This is a genomic window from Mycobacterium sp., from assembly GCF_019247635.1.
Taxonomy (GTDB): domain Bacteria; phylum Actinomycetota; class Actinomycetes; order Mycobacteriales; family Mycobacteriaceae; genus Mycobacterium.
Genome location: NZ_JAFBAR010000101.1, coordinates 1 through 18,130, shown reverse-complemented (window position 1 = coordinate 18,130; position 18,130 = coordinate 1). Strand labels below are relative to the sequence as shown.

18 protein-coding genes and 1 pseudogene are annotated in these 18,130 nt (G+C 65.4%); 13 read left to right on the top strand and 6 right to left on the bottom strand.

Annotation, left to right across the window (positions count from 1 at the left end; genetic code table 11):
• Nucleotides 1–78 precede the first annotated feature (78 nt).
• Genes JO236_RS16545 through JO236_RS16535 form a run of 3 tightly spaced genes read right to left on the bottom strand, consistent with a single transcriptional unit; the run spans nucleotide 79 to nucleotide 3,793 of the window.
• Nucleotides 79–1,917, bottom strand: coding sequence for an ABC transporter ATP-binding protein (locus JO236_RS16545; RefSeq protein WP_293332475.1), 1,839 nt, complete (start codon nucleotides 1,915–1,917; stop codon nucleotides 79–81).
• Nucleotides 1,914–2,819: an ABC transporter permease gene (locus JO236_RS16540; RefSeq protein WP_293332472.1), complete on the bottom strand. Its 906-nt coding sequence runs from the start codon at nucleotides 2,817–2,819 to the stop codon at nucleotides 1,914–1,916. The genes JO236_RS16545 and JO236_RS16540 overlap by 4 nt, the downstream gene beginning before the upstream one ends.
• Nucleotides 2,816–3,793, bottom strand: a complete 978-nt coding sequence (locus JO236_RS16535; RefSeq protein WP_293332469.1) for an ABC transporter permease — start codon at nucleotides 3,791–3,793, stop codon at nucleotides 2,816–2,818. Before JO236_RS16535 ends, JO236_RS16540 begins: the two co-directional genes overlap by 4 nt.
• A gap of 159 nt (nucleotides 3,794–3,952) precedes the next feature.
• On the opposite strand from JO236_RS16535, the gene JO236_RS16530 reads away from it, so the two are divergent.
• From JO236_RS16530 to JO236_RS16515, 4 genes and pseudogenes are all read left to right on the top strand, one after another.
• Nucleotides 3,953–4,444: a beta-class carbonic anhydrase gene (locus tag JO236_RS16530; protein ID WP_293332466.1), complete on the top strand. Its 492-nt coding sequence runs from the start codon at nucleotides 3,953–3,955 to the stop codon at nucleotides 4,442–4,444.
• Between the two features lie 324 nt (nucleotides 4,445–4,768).
• Nucleotides 4,769–5,745, top strand: a pseudogene (cysD, locus tag JO236_RS16525) (sulfate adenylyltransferase subunit CysD).
• Nucleotides 5,745–7,589 carry an adenylyl-sulfate kinase gene (gene cysC / locus JO236_RS16520; protein WP_293332460.1) on the top strand — a complete coding sequence of 615 codons (1,845 nt, stop codon included), beginning with the start codon at nucleotides 5,745–5,747 and terminating at the stop codon, nucleotides 7,587–7,589. Before cysD ends, cysC begins: the two are co-directional and overlap by 1 nt.
• Before the next feature lie 50 nt (nucleotides 7,590–7,639).
• The gene (locus tag JO236_RS16515) at nucleotides 7,640–8,110 is read left to right on the top strand and encodes an Rrf2 family transcriptional regulator (protein ID WP_293332457.1); all 471 of its coding nucleotides are present in this window, start codon (nucleotides 7,640–7,642) and stop codon (nucleotides 8,108–8,110) included.
• An 80-nt stretch (nucleotides 8,111–8,190) separates the two neighbouring features.
• Here the strand turns inward: JO236_RS16515 and JO236_RS16510 are convergent, their stop codons facing one another.
• The gene (locus JO236_RS16510) at nucleotides 8,191–8,604 is read right to left on the bottom strand and encodes a VOC family protein (protein ID WP_293332454.1); all 414 of its coding nucleotides are present in this window, start codon (nucleotides 8,602–8,604) and stop codon (nucleotides 8,191–8,193) included.
• Nucleotides 8,605–8,643: 39 nt separating this feature from the next.
• On the opposite strand from JO236_RS16510, the gene JO236_RS16505 reads away from it, so the two are divergent.
• The gene (locus JO236_RS16505; protein ID WP_293332568.1) at nucleotides 8,644–9,528 is read left to right on the top strand and encodes an LLM class flavin-dependent oxidoreductase; all 885 of its coding nucleotides are present in this window, start codon (nucleotides 8,644–8,646) and stop codon (nucleotides 9,526–9,528) included.
• A 7-nt stretch (nucleotides 9,529–9,535) separates the two neighbouring features.
• On the opposite strand, the gene JO236_RS16500 is transcribed toward JO236_RS16505, so the two are convergent.
• Nucleotides 9,536–11,254: an NAD-binding protein gene (locus JO236_RS16500; RefSeq protein WP_323802164.1), complete on the bottom strand. Its 1,719-nt coding sequence runs from the start codon at nucleotides 11,252–11,254 to the stop codon at nucleotides 9,536–9,538.
• Nucleotides 11,255–11,466: 212 nt separating this feature from the next.
• Here JO236_RS16500 and JO236_RS16495 point away from each other — a divergent pair, with 212 nt between their 5' ends.
• The 4 genes from JO236_RS16495 to JO236_RS16480 all read left to right on the top strand — a co-directional run bounded on the left by JO236_RS16495 (nucleotide 11,467) and on the right by JO236_RS16480 (nucleotide 14,989).
• Nucleotides 11,467–12,003 (top strand): NUDIX domain-containing protein, encoded by a 537-nt coding sequence (locus JO236_RS16495; protein ID WP_416362269.1) that lies wholly within the window; start codon nucleotides 11,467–11,469, stop codon nucleotides 12,001–12,003.
• A gap of 305 nt (nucleotides 12,004–12,308) precedes the next feature.
• Nucleotides 12,309–13,751 carry a DUF4185 domain-containing protein gene (locus tag JO236_RS16490; RefSeq protein WP_293332448.1) on the top strand — a complete coding sequence of 481 codons (1,443 nt, stop codon included), beginning with the start codon at nucleotides 12,309–12,311 and terminating at the stop codon, nucleotides 13,749–13,751.
• A 19-nt stretch (nucleotides 13,752–13,770) separates the two neighbouring features.
• Nucleotides 13,771–14,400, top strand: coding sequence for a hypothetical protein (locus JO236_RS16485; RefSeq protein WP_293332445.1), 630 nt, complete (start codon nucleotides 13,771–13,773; stop codon nucleotides 14,398–14,400).
• An 88-nt stretch (nucleotides 14,401–14,488) separates the two neighbouring features.
• On the top strand, nucleotides 14,489–14,989 hold the full coding sequence (locus tag JO236_RS16480; RefSeq protein WP_293332442.1) for a nitroreductase family deazaflavin-dependent oxidoreductase: 501 nt from the start codon (nucleotides 14,489–14,491) through the stop codon (nucleotides 14,987–14,989).
• A gap of 30 nt (nucleotides 14,990–15,019) precedes the next feature.
• Here the strand turns inward: JO236_RS16480 and JO236_RS16475 are convergent, their stop codons facing one another.
• On the bottom strand, nucleotides 15,020–15,304 hold the full coding sequence (locus JO236_RS16475) for a hypothetical protein (protein ID WP_293332439.1): 285 nt from the start codon (nucleotides 15,302–15,304) through the stop codon (nucleotides 15,020–15,022).
• A 222-nt stretch (nucleotides 15,305–15,526) separates the two neighbouring features.
• On the opposite strand from JO236_RS16475, the gene JO236_RS16470 reads away from it, so the two are divergent.
• The 4 genes from JO236_RS16470 to JO236_RS16455 all read left to right on the top strand — a co-directional run.
• Nucleotides 15,527–16,024: a PE family protein gene (locus JO236_RS16470; protein ID WP_293332436.1), complete on the top strand. Its 498-nt coding sequence runs from the start codon at nucleotides 15,527–15,529 to the stop codon at nucleotides 16,022–16,024.
• Nucleotides 16,025–16,363: 339 nt separating this feature from the next.
• Entirely contained in the window at nucleotides 16,364–16,798 is a 435-nt protein-coding gene (locus JO236_RS16465) for a hypothetical protein (protein WP_293332433.1), read from the top strand.
• A gap of 42 nt (nucleotides 16,799–16,840) precedes the next feature.
• Nucleotides 16,841–17,659 (top strand): TIGR04255 family protein, encoded by an 819-nt coding sequence (locus tag JO236_RS16460; RefSeq protein WP_293332430.1) that lies wholly within the window; start codon nucleotides 16,841–16,843, stop codon nucleotides 17,657–17,659.
• A gap of 2 nt (nucleotides 17,660–17,661) precedes the next feature.
• A partial coding sequence (locus tag JO236_RS16455) for a hypothetical protein (RefSeq protein ID WP_293332427.1) occupies nucleotides 17,662–18,130 on the top strand: 469 nt, incomplete at its 3' end.

The window sequence follows — 18,130 nt, the reverse complement described above, 5'->3', positions numbered from 1 at the left end:
TGCGTCCAGGGTCGGCGTCTCTCGCGAAAAGCCGCCCAGAGCGCAGACTCGATGCCATGAGCGCAGGCTCGACGGTGCCTAGCCACGACGACTCGGATCCGGTTGCGGTACCGCGCCCAACAGCTTTCGCGTGTACTCGTGTTGCGGATTGCTGAAGACCTCCTGGCTGTCGCCTTGCTCGACGATCGCGCCGGCATACATGACCGCGACCTGGTGAGCCAGATGCTTGACCACCGAAAGGTCATGGGAAACAAACAAATACGACAATCCGAACCGCTGCTGCAGGTCGAGCAGCAGGTTGATGATCCCGGCTTGGATGGAGACATCGAGCGCGGACACCGGCTCGTCCAGCGCCAGGATCTTGGGCCGCAGCGCCAAAGCCCGGGCGATGCCGATGCGCTGCTTCTGCCCGCCGGAGAACTCCCCGGGATAGCGGTTTGCGTCGGCGCGGCGCAATCCCACGATGTCGAGTAGTTCGGCGACCCGCGTGTGAATGTCGCCTTTGCCACTACCGTTGGCCTGCAACGGTTCAGCGATCAGATCGAAGACGGGCAGTCTTGGGTCCAGCGAGGCCACCGGGTCCTGGAAGACGACCTGGATGTCGCGCCGCAACGCGCGCCGACCCGCGGCGGTCAAGGTGGCGACGTCGGTGCCCAGCACTTCGATAGCTCCCGATTGCGGCGCAACCAGTTCCAGGATTTCGTGCAGCGTCGTCGACTTGCCCGATCCGGACTCGCCGACGATCCCCAGCGTTCGGCCCTGCCGCAATTCGAAGCTGACGCCGTTGACGGCCTTGACCTGGCCAATGTTGCGGCGCAGCAGCACACCCTTGGTCAGCTGATAGGTCTTCATGAGATCGTGCACCCGCACCACGACCGAGGAGTCGGCGGGTTCGGTGGCGGGGCTGTCCGTGTTGACGCCGTAGATCTCGGCGGCGCTGCGACCGCTGACCTGATCGGTGCGGATGCAGGCCGCCCGGTGATCGGTGGCGACCTCGATCAGTTCCGGCTCCGCAGCCAGGCATTCGTCGATGGCCAGCGGGCAGCGCGGCGCGAACGGGCACCCCGGGTCGAGGCCCGCCAGCGACGGGGGCGCGCCCGGAATCGGTACCAGCCTGGTGCCCTGCGGGGCGTCGAGCCGTGGAACCGAACCCAAAAGACCCACGGTGTACGGCATTTGGCGATCGTCGTAGAGCTCTTTCACGGCAGCCGATTCGATCACCCGACCGGCGTACATCACCAGCGCCCGGTCGGCGAACTCGGCGACCACCCCAAGGTCGTGGGTGATGATCAGCACGCCGGCGCCCGTCACGTCGCGGGCCGTCTTGAGTACCTCGAGGATCTGCGCCTGCACCGTAACGTCCAGCGCGGTCGTGGGCTCGTCGCAGATCAACAAGTCGGGGTCATTGGCGATCGCGATCGCGATGACCACGCGTTGGCGTTCGCCGCCGGACAGCTCGTGCGGAAACGCGCGGGCGCGTCGTTCCGGCTGTGAGATCCCCACCAGCTCAAGCAATTCCACCGCGCGTCGGCGGACCACCTTCTTGCCGACCCGGGGCTCGTGCACCTGGATCGCTTCGGCGATCTGGTCGCCCACGGTGTAGACCGGAGTCAGTGCCGACATCGGGTCCTGGAACACCGTGCCGATCACCTTGCCGCGGAAATCCGACATCGCGCTGTCCGCCAGGCCCAACAGCTCGGTGTCGTGTAGCCGCACCGAGCCGCCGACCTTCGCGTAGTCGGGGAGCAGGCCCGCCACCGCCATTGCGGCCGCGGACTTGCCCGAGCCCGATTCGCCCACCATCGCCACCACTTCGCCAGGATTGACGCGGTAGCTGATGCCGCGCACCGCCGTGACCGGGTTCGGGTCGGTCGGAAAGGTGACCTTCAGGTCGCTCACTTCGAGCAGCGGGCTCATCGGGCGCCACGCCGCAAGCTGGTGCTGCTCGGGTCGAAGGCGTCCCGCAGCCCGTCGCCGGCCAGGTTGGCGCACACCAGGATCAACACCAGGACCCCGGCCGGGAAGAGGAAAACCCATGGGAACGTGGTGGCCGAATGGGTGCCGTCGGCGATCAGGGTCCCCAGCGACACGTCGGGCGGCTGGATGCCGAAACCCAGGAAGCTCAAACCCGTTTCGGCCAGGATGGCGGATGCGACGTTAAGGGTGGCGTCGATGATCAGGATGGACGCCACGTTGGGCACCACATGGTCGAGAATTATCCGGCGACTGGAGACACCCATATACCTTGCGGCCCTGATAAATTCGCGGTCGCGCAGGCTCATGGTCAGACCGCGCACCATGCGGGAGCTGACCATCCAGCCGAAGACCGCCAGCAACAGCACCAGCACCATGATGTTGGACGAGTTCTTGGTTCGCGGCGAGACGATGGCGATGAGGATGAAGCTGGGTACCACCAACAGCAGGTCGACCACCCACATCAGCACCGTGTCCCGCCGGCCGCCGAAATACCCCGAAACGGTTCCGACCGTGGCGGCGATACCGGTGGAGATGAGGGCTACGCAGACGCCGATCAGCATCGATTTCTGCATCCCCCGCAACGTCTGCGCCAACAGGTCCTGGCCCAACGCGTTGGTGCCCAGCCAGTGCCGGGTGCTCGGCGGCTGCAGCAACGCGTCGAAATCCAGATCTTCATAGGAATACGGCAGCACCGAGGGCAGTGCATAACAGCCGACGAACAACAGCACCAACAGCGTCAGCGACGCCACCGCGGGACGGTTACGCATGAACCTGCGCCGCAGCAGGGTTCGGCGGGAGGTGAAAGTTGTGGGGACCGCATCGGCGGGAATGGTTGCGGTCATGAAACGCGGACCCTCGGGTCGAGCATCGCGTAGAAGACGTCGGACAGCAGGCCGGCCAGCAACACGACCGTGCCGGAGAACACCGTGATCGCCGCGACGATGTTGGTGTCCTGGGTGGCGATCCCCTGCAGCGTCCATTCGCCCATGCCGTGCCAGCCGAAGATCTTCTCGGTGAATACGGCGCCGGTCACCAACCCGGCCACCCCGTAGGCGAACAGGGTCGCCATCGGGATCAGCGCGGTGCGTAGCCCGTGTTTGAGTAGCGCGCGCCGCCGAGTGAGACCCTTGGCGCGGGCGGTCCGGATGAAATCCTGGCCGAGCACGTCGAGCATCGCGTTGCGTTGATAGCGGCTGTATCCGGCGGCTGCGGCCAACGCCAGGGTCAGGGTCGGCAGGACCAGATGTTGCACCCGGTCGACCAAATCGGCCCCCGCCCCGCCGGTCACCCCGGGCGAGGTCTCCCCGGTGTAGTCGAAGAGTTGGACACCCAGGCCCCAGTTGATATGCAGCGCGCCCAGGATGAAGAGGTTGGAGGTGACGAAGATCGGCGTGCTGAGCAAAAGCAGCGCCAACGCGGTGACGACACGGTCGCTGAGCCGGTACTGGCGGATGGCGCCCCACGCGCCGGCCACCACGCCGATGATGGTGCCCAGCACCGACCCGGTGACCAGTAGCCGCAGGCTGACGCCGACACGGCGCCAGAGGTCGGCGGCGACCGGCTGGCCGGTGATCGTGGTGCCGAAGTCACCGCGAACGGCGTGCGACACCCAGTTCAAGTAGCGGGGGATCAGGGCCTTGTCCAGGCCGAGCGCGTGCGCCTTGGCATCGATGACGGCTTGGGGCGGGCGGGGGCTGCGGTGCAACAGGCTGTCCAGCGGGGCAAACGTGAACGACGTCAGGCAGTAGGTCAGGAAAGACGCCAGCGCCAGCAGCACGACGTACTTGAACAACCGACGCAGCAGAAAACGCGTCACTCGCCACCGCCGCGTCGCATTGGGACAGGGTAGCGAGGACATCGTCGATTCGCCTCGGACTGATCCACACCGGTGAAATTCGGTTCTGCCGTTGCTAAGATCCACCGCGGCATCGATCTCTGCAGCAAATTCCGCACCGCGAAAATCGAGGAGACCGGCGTGACGGTTACCGACGACTACCTGGCCAACAATGCCCAGTACGCAAGCTCCTTCAGGGGTCCACTGCCGCTGCCGCCGAGCAAACACGTCGCCGTAGTCGCGTGCATGGACGCCCGCCTCGACGTCTATCGCATCCTGGGTCTCAACGAGGGGGAGGCGCACGTCATCCGCAATGCCGGTGGCGTCGTCACCGACGACGCGATTCGCTCGTTGGCCATCAGTCAGCGGTTGCTGGGCACCCAGGAGATCATCCTGATCCACCACACCGACTGCGGGATGCTCACCTTCACCGACGACGACTTCAAGCGCTCCATCCAGGACGAGACGGGCATCAAGCCGCCCTGGGCGGCCGAGGCCTTCCCGGATCTCGCCGAGGACGTCCGGCAGGGACTGCGCCGGATCGAGCACAGCCCGTTTGTCACCAAGCACGTGTCGTTGCGTGGGTTCGTCTTCGACGTCGCCACCGGCAAGCTCGAAGAGGTCACCACCTAACGCGCGCATACGCCGTCGACGAACGTACGCCGCCGCCCGCACACGCCTTCGCCGACACACGCCTTCGCCCGCACACGCCTTCGCCGAGCGTGCTCTGGCGGCGAAAATCTGGCCAGATTTTCGCCCAGATGTCACGCTCGGCGACGGGCCGGCCTCGCGCGCAAACGCCTTCGCCGAGCGTGCTCTGAGGGTGAAGATCCGGCCAGATTTTCGCCTAGATTTCACGCTCGGCGACCGGCCGGCGCTCCCAACGCATGCGAGCCGGACCGGCCTCATTGACACGGCAAGCCTCGGCTGGTTCCATATACAACATTGACCATAAAGATGGTCAGTTCTGCCAACTTTATCCGAATTACCGTGAGGGACCGATGACCAGCACCGAGGCGAAGGCCAGCCCGGCGGCCGGCCAGTACGAATTGAGCCATCTGCGCTCGCTGGAGGCCGAGGCGATCCACATCATCCGGGAGGTGGCGGCCGAGTTCGAACGGCCGGTGTTGCTGTTCTCCGGGGGTAAGGACTCGATCGTCATGCTGCATCTGGCGATCAAGGCGTTCCAACCGGGCAGGCTGCCGTTCCCGGTGATGCACGTCGACACCGGCCACAACTTTGATGAGGTCATCGAGACCCGCGACGAGCTGGTCGCGAAGGCCGGGGTGCGGTTGGTGGTGGCGTCGGTGCAGGACGACATCGACGCAGGTCGGGTCGTCGAAACGATCCCGTCGCGCAACCCGATCCAGACCGTGACGCTGCTGCGCGCCATCCGGGAGAACAAGTTCGACGCCGCGTTCGGGGGAGCTCGCCGCGACGAAGAGAAGGCGCGCGCCAAGGAGCGTGTGTTCAGCTTCCGCGACGAGTTCGGCCAGTGGGACCCCAAGGTCCAGCGGCCCGAGCTGTGGAACCTCTACAACGGGCGGCACCACAAGGGTGAGCACATCCGGGTCTTCCCACTGTCCAATTGGACCGAATTCGACATCTGGTCCTACATCGGCGCCGAGAAGATCACCTTGCCGTCGATCTATTTCGCCCACCGCCGCAAGGTTTTTCAGCGTGACGGCATGTTGCTCGCCGTACACCGGCACATGCAGCCACGCGCCGACGAGCGGGTGTTGGAGGCTACCGTGCGCTTCCGCACCGTCGGGGACGTCACCTGCACCGGGTGTGTGGAATCGCAGGCCGGCACCGTGAGCGAAGTCATCGCCGAGACCGCGGTGTCCCGGCTCACCGAGCGGGGCGCGACCAGGGCTGACGATCGAATCTCGGAGGCCGGGATGGAAGACCGCAAACGGCAGGGCTACTTCTGATGGCCACACTGCTGAGACTGGCGACCGCCGGGTCAGTCGACGACGGCAAGTCCACGCTGATCGGGCGCCTGCTCTACGACTCCAAGGCCGTGATGGAAGACCAGTGGGCGTCGGTGGAGAAGACGTCCAAGGAGCGCGGCCACGAGTACACCGACCTCGCGCTGGTCACCGACGGCCTGCGGGCCGAACGTGAGCAGGGCATCACGATCGACGTGGCGTACCGCTACTTCGCTACTCCCAAGCGCAAATTCATCATCGCCGACACCCCGGGCCACATCCAGTACACCCGCAACATGGTGACTGGCGCGTCCACCGCCCAACTGGTAATCGTGTTGGTCGACGCCCGGCATGGCCTGCTCGAGCAGTCCCGCCGGCATGCCTTCCTGGCGTCGTTGCTGGGCATCCAGCACATCGTGCTGGCGGTCAACAAGATGGACCTGATCGACTGGGACAAAGAGAAATTCGAGGCGATCCGGGACGAGTTCCATGCCTTCGCCGCACGCCTTGATGTACAAGACGTCGCCACTATCCCGATGTCGGCGCTGCACGGCGACAACGTGGTGACCAAGTCCGACAAGACGCCGTGGTACGAGGGACCCTCTCTGCTGTCGCACCTCGAAGAGGTCTACATCGCCGGTGACCGCAACCTGGTCGACGTGCGGTTCCCGGTTCAATACGTCATCCGGCCCCACACTCTTGAGCATCAGGACCACCGCAGCTACGCGGGCACCGTGGCCAGCGGGGTGATGCGCCCCGGCGACGAGGTGGTGGTGCTACCGATCGGCAAGAGCACCCGAATCGCGGCGATAGATGGCCCGACTGGCCCTGTGGCAGAGGCATTTCCGCCGATGGCGGTGTCGGTGACCCTGGCCGACCAGATCGACATCTCGCGCGGCGACATGATCGCCCGTACCCACAACCAACCACGGATCGCGCAGGAATTCGACGCGACGGTGTGCTGGATGGCCGACTCCACGGCCCTCGAGCCCGGCCGCGAGTACGTGGTCAAACACACCACCCGAACCACCCGCGCGCGGATCACCGCGCTGGATTATCGGCTCGACGTCAACACCCTGCATCGTGACAAGACCGCAACGGCGCTGAAACTCAACGAACTTGGCCGCATCTCGCTGCGCACCCAGGTGCCGCTGTTGCTCGACGAATACACCCGCAATGCCAGCACCGGCTCCTTCATTCTCATCGACCCCAACACCAACGGCACGGTGGCCGCCGGCATGGTGTTGCGCGACGTCGCGGCTCAGAAGGCAAGCCCGAACACCGTGCGGCACAAGTCTCTTGTCACCGCCGAGGACCGGGCCTGCCGCGGCCGCACGGTGTGGCTCACCGGCCTATCGGGTGCCGGCAAGTCATCGGTGGCCATGCTCGTAGAACAGATGTTGCTCGAAAAGGGTGTCCCCGCTTACGTTCTCGACGGCGACAACCTACGGCACGGCCTCAACGCCGACCTCGGCTTTTCCATGGCCGATCGCGCCGAGAACCTGCGCAGACTGGCACACGTCGCGACACTGCTCGCCGACTCCGGGCAGATCGTGCTGGTGCCCGCGATCAGCCCGCTCGAGGAGCACCGCGCCATGGCTCGTAAAGTCCACGCCGACAGCGGGTTTGAATTCTTCGAGGTGTTCTGTGACACGCCTATCGAGGAATGCGAGAAGCGTGATCCCAAGGGCCTGTACGCCAAGGCGCGGGCGGGCGAGATCACGCATTTCACCGGTGTTGACAGCCCGTATCAGCGGCCGAAGAATCCGGACCTGCGACTCGCCGCGGACCGCACGCCGCAGGAGCAGGCGCAGCTGGTCGTCGACCTGCTCGAGTTGCGGCCATAAGTTGTCCGCCGTCCCGCGTCGGTGCCGGGACAAATGGCACAATTCTCAGAATGCGCATGTCGGCCAAGGCGGAGTACGCCGTGCGGGCGATGGTCCAGCTCGCGACGGCCGACGCCGGCACGTTGGTCAAGACGGACGACCTGGCGCAGGCGCAAGGCATCCCGCCGCAATTTCTCGTCGACATCCTCACCAACCTGCGCACCGACCGTCTGGTGCGCAGCCACCGCGGGCGCGAGGGCGGCTATGAGCTGGCGCGTCCAGGGAGCGAGATCAGCATCGCCGACGTGCTGCGCAGCATCGACGGCCCGCTGGCCAGCGTCCGCGACATTGGCCTCGGTGACCTGCCCTACTCCGGGCCGACAACCGCGTTGACCGACGTGTGGCGGGCGCTGCGCGCCAGCATGCGCTCGGTGCTGGAAGAGACCACGTTGGCCGACGTCGCCGCCGGCGCCCTGCCCCACCATGTCCAACAGCTCGCCGACAACTATCGCGACCAGGAGAGCAAGCGGCACGGCGCCTAACCCCCCGTTCCCCGCGACCGTGCGTGGTTGTGCAGCGACACGCCGGCATAGCCGTCATTCTGCGCACCCTCGCGCCGAAGTCATTTCGGCGCGCTGAGCTCGAGCGCGATGTTGTCCGGGTCGCGGAATTGCAGTATATAGGCCGGCCCAATATCTTTGACCGGCTCGTGCCCGATGCCCAAGTTGTCGAGATGCTCTGCGGCCGAGTCTAATTCGGACTTGCTGGCCGCCCGAAAGGCGAGGTGGTCCAGGCCGGCGCGGTTCTCGTCGAAGCGGTCGTTGGCCACCGGCCGCAGCCCGAGCAGCGTGCCGCCCAGGTCGTAGATCACACCGCCGTGCAGGAAGTCCAGCTGGCTGCGGGTTGCTTCGCTGGCGTCCTCAGGAATTTCCAGCAACACGGCCCACCCGAACACGCTCTCGTAGAACTGCCGAGATCGCTCGATGTCGGTGACGGTCAGCCTGACGTGCGCGATTGACGTGCTGCTTAAACCCACCCGACCCATGCTGCCAGAATCACGTTCGTGCAGATAGGAATGACGATGCCGGTGATGGAACCGGACCTGGACGCCGCGGTGCTGAAGGACTGGGCGCAGACGATCGACGAGGGCCCGTTCTCGTCCCTGTGCTGGGGTGAGCGCATCGCATTCGCCAATCCCGACAGCCCGACGCTGCTCGGCGCGTTGGCCGCCTGGACCGAACGGGTGCGGCTGGTGACGACGGTGGTCGTGCCGCAGCTGCATGACCCGGTCATGCTGGCCAAGGCGCTGGCGTCCGGTGACATGCTCAGCGGCGGACGCTTGACGGTCGGCATCGGGGTGGGCGGCAGGCACGAGGACTACCGCGCCGTCGGTGCCGACCCGACGACGCAGACATCACGGGCCATGGCCGAACGGGTGGCGGTGATGAAACGGGTGTGGGCCGGCGAAAAGGTCACCGACTCGGTGCTGCCGGTCGGGCCGCCGCCAATCCAGGCCGGGGGCCCGCCGCTGCTGATCGGCGGCATGGGGCCCAAAACCATCCGCAGGGCCGCGGCCTGGGCCGACGGCTTGGCCGGCAACACCCTGGACCTGGACGTCGTCAAGCAGAACGAGCTCTACGATGTGGCGCGGGCCGCGTGGTCGGCGGCCGGCAAACCCAAACCCCACCTGGCGACGTCGTTCTGGTTCGCCTTCGGGCCACCCGAGGAGGCTCGCGCGCAGCTGCACCGGCATTTGCTGCGCTACATGAACTGGATCCCGGCCGAGTACGTCGACGCCATGGCGCCGACGACCGGCTGGGCCGGCAGCGAGGACGAGCTGGTGGCGGTGCTGCGCGGCTTCGCCGAGGTGGGCACCGACGAAGTCCAGCTCATCCCGACCAGCTCGGACCTCGGGCAGTTGCGGCGCGCCGCGGCCGTCGCCGCTGAACTCCAGCGCTGACGGTCAATCAGCCCGCGCGCGCTCCGGGAGGCCGCTGTTCGGCATCGGACAGCTGGGGCGGCTGTCCCTTGCGCAGGGTCGCCAGCAACTCGCGGTACGGCCCGACGAGGTAGACGGTGTCGCCGCCCTTTAGCCGGGCATCGCGGCGAGGGCGCAGGCTGACCTGACCTTCCGGTCGGGTGATCGCGATGACACGCGTTTGGGTGGATAGTTCCAGCATCCGCAGCCCGTCGAGCTCGCTGCCCGTCGCCACATGCATGCCACCGATCATGAAGGAGCGCTGCCCCACCCAGAACGTCCCCAGTACCTGCAGTCCCATCGCCGCGCCGATGAACCACGGGGCCGCCAGATCGACCGTCGAGCGGACGTTTTCGAAACCGAACCGCTGCGCCACCGCGGCGCCCAGCGCCCGGTCATAGACGCGCAGCACAATCGGAACCTCGGGACGAACGACCTCGGGCATCACCCGCGGGCCCAGCATCTCGCGGAGCACGATCCCGATCTCGATATTCTCCATGTCGTCCTGGGTGAGCACCGCCACCGCGCGGGCACGGTCGACGCGGGCGGACTCCAGCGTCTGGCGCAGGGTGGAATCCCCGAAGATCACCGGAACGTCGAGTCTGGCCGCGGTCGACAGGAAGCGGTTGTTCTCGTCGCGCTCGATCACCGCGACGTCGTATCCAGCCGCGGTCAGGTCGCTCACGACGCGGATGCCGAAGGAACCGAGCCCGACGACCACGACATGGTTGCGCAGGTGCCGCGCCCGTCGCAGCCCGGCCGTGTGGACGAAGCGGCGCGACAGCAGCAGGTCGGCCACGAACGCGACGAGGACCGCGGTGATGGTCACGCCGGCATACATCAGCGCGATCGCGAACAAGCGCAGCCACGTGTTCTGCTGGGCGAAAGAGAAGTCGCCGTAGCCCACCGTCGTGACCGTTTCGGAAGTGAAGTAGAACGCGTCCAACCACGACATCCGCGGGTGCCGATAGGCGAAGCGCACGAACACCGTTGACGCGATCACCACGAGCAGCGCGATGCCCATCGCGGGCAGCAGCATCGGGTTCGCGTCGGCGCGCACGGCGTGCAAGGCGTCCGTCAAGCGCCGCAGCCACGAGTGGTGAGAACGTGTCGAGGTCGGCCGGGGGACCTTGATGCCGCGGGCGGCCAGTTCGTCTTTGGTCCCGATCATCGAGGTCCAGTCGCCCCGGTACACGGGCAGATCCCGTCCCGGGCAGGGCACTACCTCGCCGGGCGTGGGCGAGTCCTTGCCGTGGATCACCGCGACCGGCGCCAGGTCGGCGTAGATCTCCCGCAGGGTCGCGTGGTACGGCGCCTCCGTGCCCGAGACCACGAATTGGATGCCGGCCGCTTCGAACGGGTGAGTGGTCTGGGCCAGGCATGCCTCGACCACCGAGGGCGCCGCGAGGTCGGCGACGTCGAGGATCGCGCCCGGACCGTTGTCGGCGTTGACCGCGCCGCGCAGCACGTCATTCGCCAGTCGTGCTACCACGCGCACATTGGGATTGAATTTTCTTGCCAGCAAGGCGATTTCAAGGTTTCTGGCGTCGTTGGCACCGGCGCAGACGACGGCGCTCGCGCGGGTGAAATCGGCCCTGGCGAGTTCGTCCGCCTTGAGTTTCACCACGGTGGCGCCGGCGGTTTTGAGCTCCTCGACGATCGTCGTCGCCAGGGCGTCGTCACCGCTGACAATGATGTGGCGATGCATGTTCTCGTACACTTCGCGCGATAGGCGATCGTGGGCGGATCCTGCGTTTTTCACGGGCACAGGCCGTGGATTTGCCGACACCATCGCCCGTGCTTCAGTTCAACCGGCATACCCACTCCACTTCTGCGGATGCTGCGCCTGTTCGCTTTATGACTATCAGACACGGCGGCAGATGACACCACCTGCGCGTCTCAGGCGCCGATACTGGCCGCGTGTCTTTCATCGAACGCGTCGCGTCGCGCGAGATCTATCGCAACCCGTGGATGGTGCTCCGCGAGGACGACATCCGCCGACCCGACGGCAGCGCCGGCGTCTACAGCGTGGTGGACAAGCCGACGTATGCGTTGGTAATCGCGTACGACGGGGCGCGCTTCCGGTTGGTCGAGCAGTTCCGCTATCCGGTGGGCGCGCGGCGCTGGGAGTTTCCGCAGGGCACCGCTCCCGCTCTGGCGGACACCGAGCCCGCCGAGCTCGCCGAACGCGAGTTGCGCGAGGAGACCGGGTTGCGCGCGACGTCGTTTCAGGCGCTCGGCCAGATCGACACCGCTCCCGGAATGACGAGCCAGCGTGGCTGGGTGTTTCTGGCCACCGGCATCTCCGAGGGGCACCCGGACCTCGAGCATGAGGAGCAGGACCTGCACAGCGCGTGGTTCCCCCGCGCGGACCTGGAGCACATGATGCGGTCCGGAGCGATCGTCGACTCACAATCGATCGCCGCCTACGGTCTGTTCCTGTTGAGCGGGCGATGAATTCGGCGTATCGGATCGTGTTCGCGCCGATATCTCATTGCGTCATCCGGACGACACGATATGGACGTGTGCCGGCGATCGGGTGGTGCTGATCGGCGTCGCGCCGTAAGCAAACCCACGTTCAGTGCCCACTACGTATTCGCGACGACGTGGTCGTCGGCGTTGCGGTGAAACCGGGGAGTCGCGACACGGTCACGGATGCATACCTATCCGTGGATGCCAGGTCACAGAAGCCACGCAGATCACTATCGTCACATGAGCAACAAGGGACGTCACTTACGGCGTCCCGCCCGGAAAGGTGTGAGATGTCGCCGATTCCTCGGATGGTGTCGTTTTCGCTGGCCTCGGCGACCGCGATCGCAGTGGTGACCGCGATAGGGCTGGCGCCGCCGGCATCGGCCCTGCCGTGCACCGCGGACGCCGCCAACGTACCCCCCCCGCCGGGTGCGCAGGTGACCTCGCCGGGGGCCAAAACGCTTGGCCCGCTACCGCTTCGCAGCAGGCCGCGGGGTGCCAACGAGGGGGCGCCGTTGCCCCGGCCGGGCCCGGTGAGCGGTTCGATGAGACCGGGCACCAGGTACTCCGCGCCCATCCAACCGCAGGCGGGTGTGGTTCCGCCGCAACCGAATCCACCCGCCCCCGGTGCCCAACCGGTCCCGAACGCGCCTCAGGCGGCTGCTCCGAACCCGGCTCCGGCCCCGGCGCCGGCGCCCGCCCCGGCGCCTGATGGGCCGCCCGCGGCGATCGGCGGGGCCCCGACATCGCTGGTGAACTGGGTGACCGGGCCGGAGGGTCCGAACAAAACCCTTGAGCGCTTTGGCATCTCGGGGACCGACCTCGGGATCATGTGGGACAGCGGCGCGCAATCGGTGCTGATGGCCTTCGGTGACACCTTCGGCTATTGCAAGGTCCAGGGCCACCAATGGCGGTATAACACACTGTTCCGGAGTCAGGATCACGATCTGTCGCAGGGCATCAACTTGGGGCCGGGGGCGGCGATCGGCCAGCCGGGCTTCGCCAAACAGGTCATCAACAGCATCAAGTGGGCGCCCAACGAGACGGGCATCATCCCGACGTCCGGAATCTCGGTCGGCAGAACCCAGTACGTCAGTTTCATGTCCATCAGGGACTGGGGCCGTGACGGCGAATGGTCGACGAACTATTCGGGCATCGCGGTCTCCAACGACAACGGCCAGACCTGGGGGGTCTACCCCGGCACCATCCGCGGGTCGGGGCCCGACAGCGGGCGAGCCCCGTTCGTACCGGGAAATGACCACTTCCAGATGGCGTCGTTCTTGAAGGGCAACGACGGCTACCTTTACGCCTTCGGGACCCCGCCCGGGCGTGGCGGTTCGGCGTTCCTGTCGCGGGTTCCACAACGCGCTGTGCCCGACCTCAGGCAGTACCAGTACTGGAACGGCGACTCGAACTCGTGGGTCGCCACGAAGCCGGACGCGGCCACGCCGGTCATCCCGGGTCCGGTGGCCGAGATGTCCGCGCAGTACAACACCTATCTCAAGCAGTATCTGGTGATGTACACCAACGGATCAAACGACGTCGTGGCGCGCACGGCGCCGGCTCCGCAGGGGCCGTGGAGTCCTGAGCAACTACTCGTGTCGTCCTTCCAGATGCCCGGAGGCATCTATGCGCCGATGATGCATCCCTGGTCGACGGGTAAGGACGTGTACTTCAACCTGTCGCTGTGGTCGGCATACGACGTGATGTTGATGCACACTGTGCTGCCGTAACGGGACTCGACAGACGTCTATGACCATGAACGTGGGCGAGTCCGTCAAACAGTCGCTCGACCGCTGGGAACGCAAAGACTGGGACGGCGCAATGCTTTACGCGTGCAACGCCGTCGACGAGACCGGCAGGAAGCGTTACCCGACGCACGGGGTGGGCACCCGATTCCGCTCGGTGATACGCGATGCGCTCGACATCTTCGGCGTGATGGCGACGCCGGGCGTGGACCTGGACAAGAGTCGCTTTCCGGTGGCGGTCAGGTCGGACCTGCCCGACAAGCGCCCCGACATCGCCGACGTCGTTTACGGGATTCACCGGCGCTCGCACGACCATGACGACGAACTTCCCGCCGGGTTTGAACTGACGCCGTACGTGAACGGTAGGACGGTGCTACGCATCGCTTTTGACGGCAAGGTCCAGCTCACGTCCCCCGCAGTGGTGGGTCTGCTGGCCATTGCCGTGTTTGCGCCGGAGAACAAGGGCGAGAGCATTCCGTCCGCGTACCAGCTGACCTGGTATCAGCACACGTTCTATGTCGCCAGTTGGTGGGGCTGGCAAGACCACTTCCGCGAGATGATCAGCATCGTGCAGTCGCCGCGGATCTCCCTCGACTTCGGCGACGCGTGGGACACGTGGGTGCCGCTTGGGTAGGGGTGCCGAGCAGACGCAAAAGCCCCCAAAACCGTTGTTTTGAGGGTCTTTTGCGTCTGCTCGGCGGAGGCTCGGTAATAATGGCACCATGGCGGTCCGATCTTTCGACGATGCCAACGCGTTTCAACGGGCGATGCGCAGCTTCGCGGCGACCAAGCTCGGGGCGGCGGTGTTCCGTCCAACGGCCCATTACCTGGACCGATTCGTCAGCAAGCTCAGCGGCGGCAGGCGGACCTTCGCGGGGATCGCGTCGGGTGTGCCCACCGTCATCCTGACCACCGTGGGGGCGAAGTCGGGGCAAGCACGCACCGTCGCTGTTTTCGGAATCCCGCACCCCGACGGCGTGGCCGTCATCGCGTCCAACTACGGCGGCGCTAAGCACCCCGCCTGGTACCACAACCTCAAGGCCCACCCGCAGGCCACCGTATCGATCGAGGGCGAAACCTGGCCCGCGGTCGCCCGAATCGCCAAACCCGTTGAACGCGATCAGATCTGGGCTAAAGGCCTGGAGATCTATCCTGGCTGGCGCAAGTACGAAACGCGGGCCGGCGACCGCCACATCGAGGCACTCGTCCTGACCCGTGCTTGAGGTTGCATCGAATTCTACTGTGGCGCAACGCTACCAGCCCATCCTTGACCACGCGTAGAAGGCGCCGTTGCCGATGTCGTGGACGCCGTAGTAATCCCAGTAGAACATGTGGCAGACCCTTGTGTCCCAGGGAACGGGACGGCCCGCTGGATTAGTGTCGCCGGGGCACCACTGCGTGCAGGCATGCCCGGCGGGGCATACCCCGAGAGGAGCGGCCTCGGCCGGGTCTGCGCCCAGTGCCAAAAGCGTTGTCGCAATGCCGCCCGTCAGAAGCGTCGCGGCAAAGACCCGTTTGACGTTGTGCGGGATGTTCATGTTCGGTCCTCTTTCAAGGCCGTCGGAGTTGGTGACTGGCTGTAATGTTGCCGCCGGCTACTTGCCGAAATTTCGCGATATTCTTGCGGAATTCTTGCGCGGTGCGGTGACCGTTGATCAGCAGCCGGCGGCCCGCTGGCCCCGGCTGGGTGTTTCAATCCCACTGCTGGTGGGAGTCTGCGCGTAATCTGCCTCGATGACGGACCGGTCGGGAGGATAGGCATGTCGTCGGTTATCGCAGCGCCAGATTGCATTGCCGGCGCTGCCAACGACTTAGGGGCCATCGGGACCGCGCTCGACGCGGCGCACACGGCGGCCACAGCCCCGACTACCGCTGTTCTGCCCGCGGCCGCCGACGAGGTATCGGCGAACATTGCGCACGTGTTCTCCGCACACGCGCAGGGATACCAGGAGCTCGCCGGGCAGGCCGCGGCGTTCCACCAACAGTTCGTGCAGAACCTGACTGCCGCCGCCGGTGCCTACGCCGGCGCCGAGGCTGCCAATGCCGCCTCGCTGCGAGCATTAACCCCGGCGGCCGCGGCCGTCAGCTCTGTTGGGGGCGGGTTGTCCGACTTGGTCAATTCGTTCCTGAGCCTATTGGGCGCGGTATTTTTAACACCTGCCATCATCGTCGGCATTGCATTGGTGTTCTTGGCTTTCGTAGTGGTTCCATTTCTTTTGCAGGTGTTGCAAAATCTTGCCGCCATTGCGGGTTCGTGAATCAACGGCAACTAAAGACGTCGAATCACGGACGTAGCGGGCACGCTGGCGCGTCGAGAAACGGCACGACATCAAATATGCCCGTGGAGGAAGCTGCGCGGGACGCTGACAGGCTGAGGGCTCAAGTCACAAAGGCCCGTTATTCAAACCCGAACGCGGAGGAGGGGGTGGGGTGGCCGCGCGAAACGGGTTGGCCGCCACGCTCTTCGCCAGCTGCGTCTATACCCCCCGAGCACTGGACAGGGGGGTCACCTTGTACCGCAAGCGTGGCCGGTGTTTCGTGACGTGGGCAAACGGTGTGTACGTGGGGTGTCGGTGGGGTCGGCCAGACTGGACAGCATGGCAGCGACTGCTGGTGAGCGGGCTCGGAGGGATGCCCGGGTGGTCAAGCTGTTCCTGGCCGCGGCCAGCTACCGCGATATCGCCGCGGTGGTGGGCCTACGGTCCCCGCAGAGCGTGGGGAACATCGTGGCGCGCGAGCTTTCGGGTTCCGCGCCGCGGCGCGATCTGTTGACGGATGAGGCGTTCGCTGTGGGGCAGGAGCGCAGCGAGCGGCTGTTCGAGGCTCACTGGGCGCGTGCGTTGGAGGGGAACTACCGCTCGGCGGAGGTGTGTCGCAAGATCCTCGGCCACCAGGCAACCGTGTACGGGGTTGGGTGCGATGGCGCGCTGCCTGCCGGGACGCGGGCGGACGCTGTGGAACCCGAGCCCGACGATGGCGAGCTGGATGAGTTGGCCAAGCTGCGGGCGGCGCGCGCCCAGGCCTATGGGTGAAACCATCAAATCTTGTCACGAGTGTGAAGTACAGTGTGAAGCATGGCGGCAGCAGCACATCCATTCGCCTTCGCTGAGTCCGACACCAACATCCCGTTGGTGAGGGCTCCGCTCGTTCGTACCATCGCACAGGTCAGGTTTCCGCACCTCACCAGGTTCTCGACCAACGAGGACGCCGTCGGCAAAAAGGTCGCCGACGCGCTTGCCGACCAGTATCCCTTGATGGAAATCGGTCAAGAAGTGACGATGACCATCACCGCTGACGGTGTCAGCGAGGATCGCAGTACTACCCGACTGTTTCGTCTCCTCAGCGGTGATCGCCACTGGCAAATCACTTTTTGTGGGTCCTTCCTCAGCATCGACACCACCCAATATGTACGTCGCAGGGACTTCGCTCAGCGGCTTGTGGACGCGTGGAAGGCCTTGAACGGGCATGTGGCTGTGCCGTATATCAGTCGGCTTGGCGTTCGATACGTCAATCAACTGACACAGCCGGATCTCCTCGGTCGCCTGCCTGAACTGTTGCGGCCCGAGGTCTTAGGAATCTCGAAATCCCAACATGAGGAGGAAGCCGAACTGCTCTCGGCTGTCACTGAAGCGCGCTACCGCTTGCCCGGCGAAGCGTCCTTTATGGCGCGGTGGGGAATGCTGCCGGCCGGCACGACCCTCGATAGCTCGGTACCGACGTACGACTACCCGACATGGATGCTTGACACGGATTCGTTCCGTGAATTCGCACCCGGCACACAACAGGGCGGGGACCTCTACGAGGACGTACGGGATCTAGCGCTAAGGGGATATCAATTCTTCCGGTGGGCTGTGACAGAAGAATTCCTCATCGCTTTTGGGGGTGAAGTCTGACGATGGCGGTAGACGTTTTCGATCAAGTGACCGAATATCGTTATCAGTTCAGCGATTTCGGCACCGACGTGCCGCCCATCTGTCCGTATGTGACCAAAGCGGGCATATCGCTGATCATGGCTGGCCTTGCCGCTTTCGGCGGCATAGCAGGGACTTCAATTGGCGGTAATTACGGTGCAATACAATCGCTCGCGGCTGTAAATCGTACGGGCTCTGGCGCTTTCGCCCCTTCGGTTAGGCCCAAGCCGGTTCCAACTACGCCTCGCAGCGCCGAGTCTCGCAGCGACCGCGAAGAGGTCGCATGGGTCAAGGCACACTCCGGACTCACATGGGATCAGCTAGGCAAGATCTTCGGCGTCTCCCGGCGGGCGGTTCATATGTGGGCCAACGGTGGACGGCTCAACGAGTCGAATGCTCGCCGGCTGCGCGCCTTCGCTGCGATCATCCGCGGAATTGAGTCTGAAATGCCCG

Coding starts and splice junctions, on each gene's coding strand:
- JO236_RS16545 (WP_293332475.1), bottom strand. CDS start 1,917: ATGAGCCCGCTGCTCGAAGTGAGCGACCTGAAGGTCACCTTTCCGACC.
- JO236_RS16540 (WP_293332472.1), bottom strand. CDS start 2,819: ATGACCGCAACCATTCCCGCCGATGCGGTCCCCACAACTTTCACCTCC.
- cysC (WP_293332460.1), top strand. CDS start 5,745: ATGGCCACACTGCTGAGACTGGCGACCGCCGGGTCAGTCGACGACGGC.
- JO236_RS16515 (WP_293332457.1), top strand. CDS start 7,640: ATGCGCATGTCGGCCAAGGCGGAGTACGCCGTGCGGGCGATGGTCCAG.
- JO236_RS16505 (WP_293332568.1), top strand. CDS start 8,644: ATGACGATGCCGGTGATGGAACCGGACCTGGACGCCGCGGTGCTGAAG.
- JO236_RS16500 (WP_323802164.1), bottom strand. CDS start 11,254: ATGCATCGCCACATCATTGTCAGCGGTGACGACGCCCTGGCGACGACG.
- JO236_RS16490 (WP_293332448.1), top strand. CDS start 12,309: ATGTCGCCGATTCCTCGGATGGTGTCGTTTTCGCTGGCCTCGGCGACC.
- JO236_RS16485 (WP_293332445.1), top strand. CDS start 13,771: ATGACCATGAACGTGGGCGAGTCCGTCAAACAGTCGCTCGACCGCTGG.
- JO236_RS16480 (WP_293332442.1), top strand. CDS start 14,489: ATGGCGGTCCGATCTTTCGACGATGCCAACGCGTTTCAACGGGCGATG.
- JO236_RS16475 (WP_293332439.1), bottom strand. CDS start 15,304: ATGAACATCCCGCACAACGTCAAACGGGTCTTTGCCGCGACGCTTCTG.
- JO236_RS16470 (WP_293332436.1), top strand. CDS start 15,527: ATGTCGTCGGTTATCGCAGCGCCAGATTGCATTGCCGGCGCTGCCAAC.
- JO236_RS16465 (WP_293332433.1), top strand. CDS start 16,364: ATGGCAGCGACTGCTGGTGAGCGGGCTCGGAGGGATGCCCGGGTGGTC.
- JO236_RS16460 (WP_293332430.1), top strand. CDS start 16,841: ATGGCGGCAGCAGCACATCCATTCGCCTTCGCTGAGTCCGACACCAAC.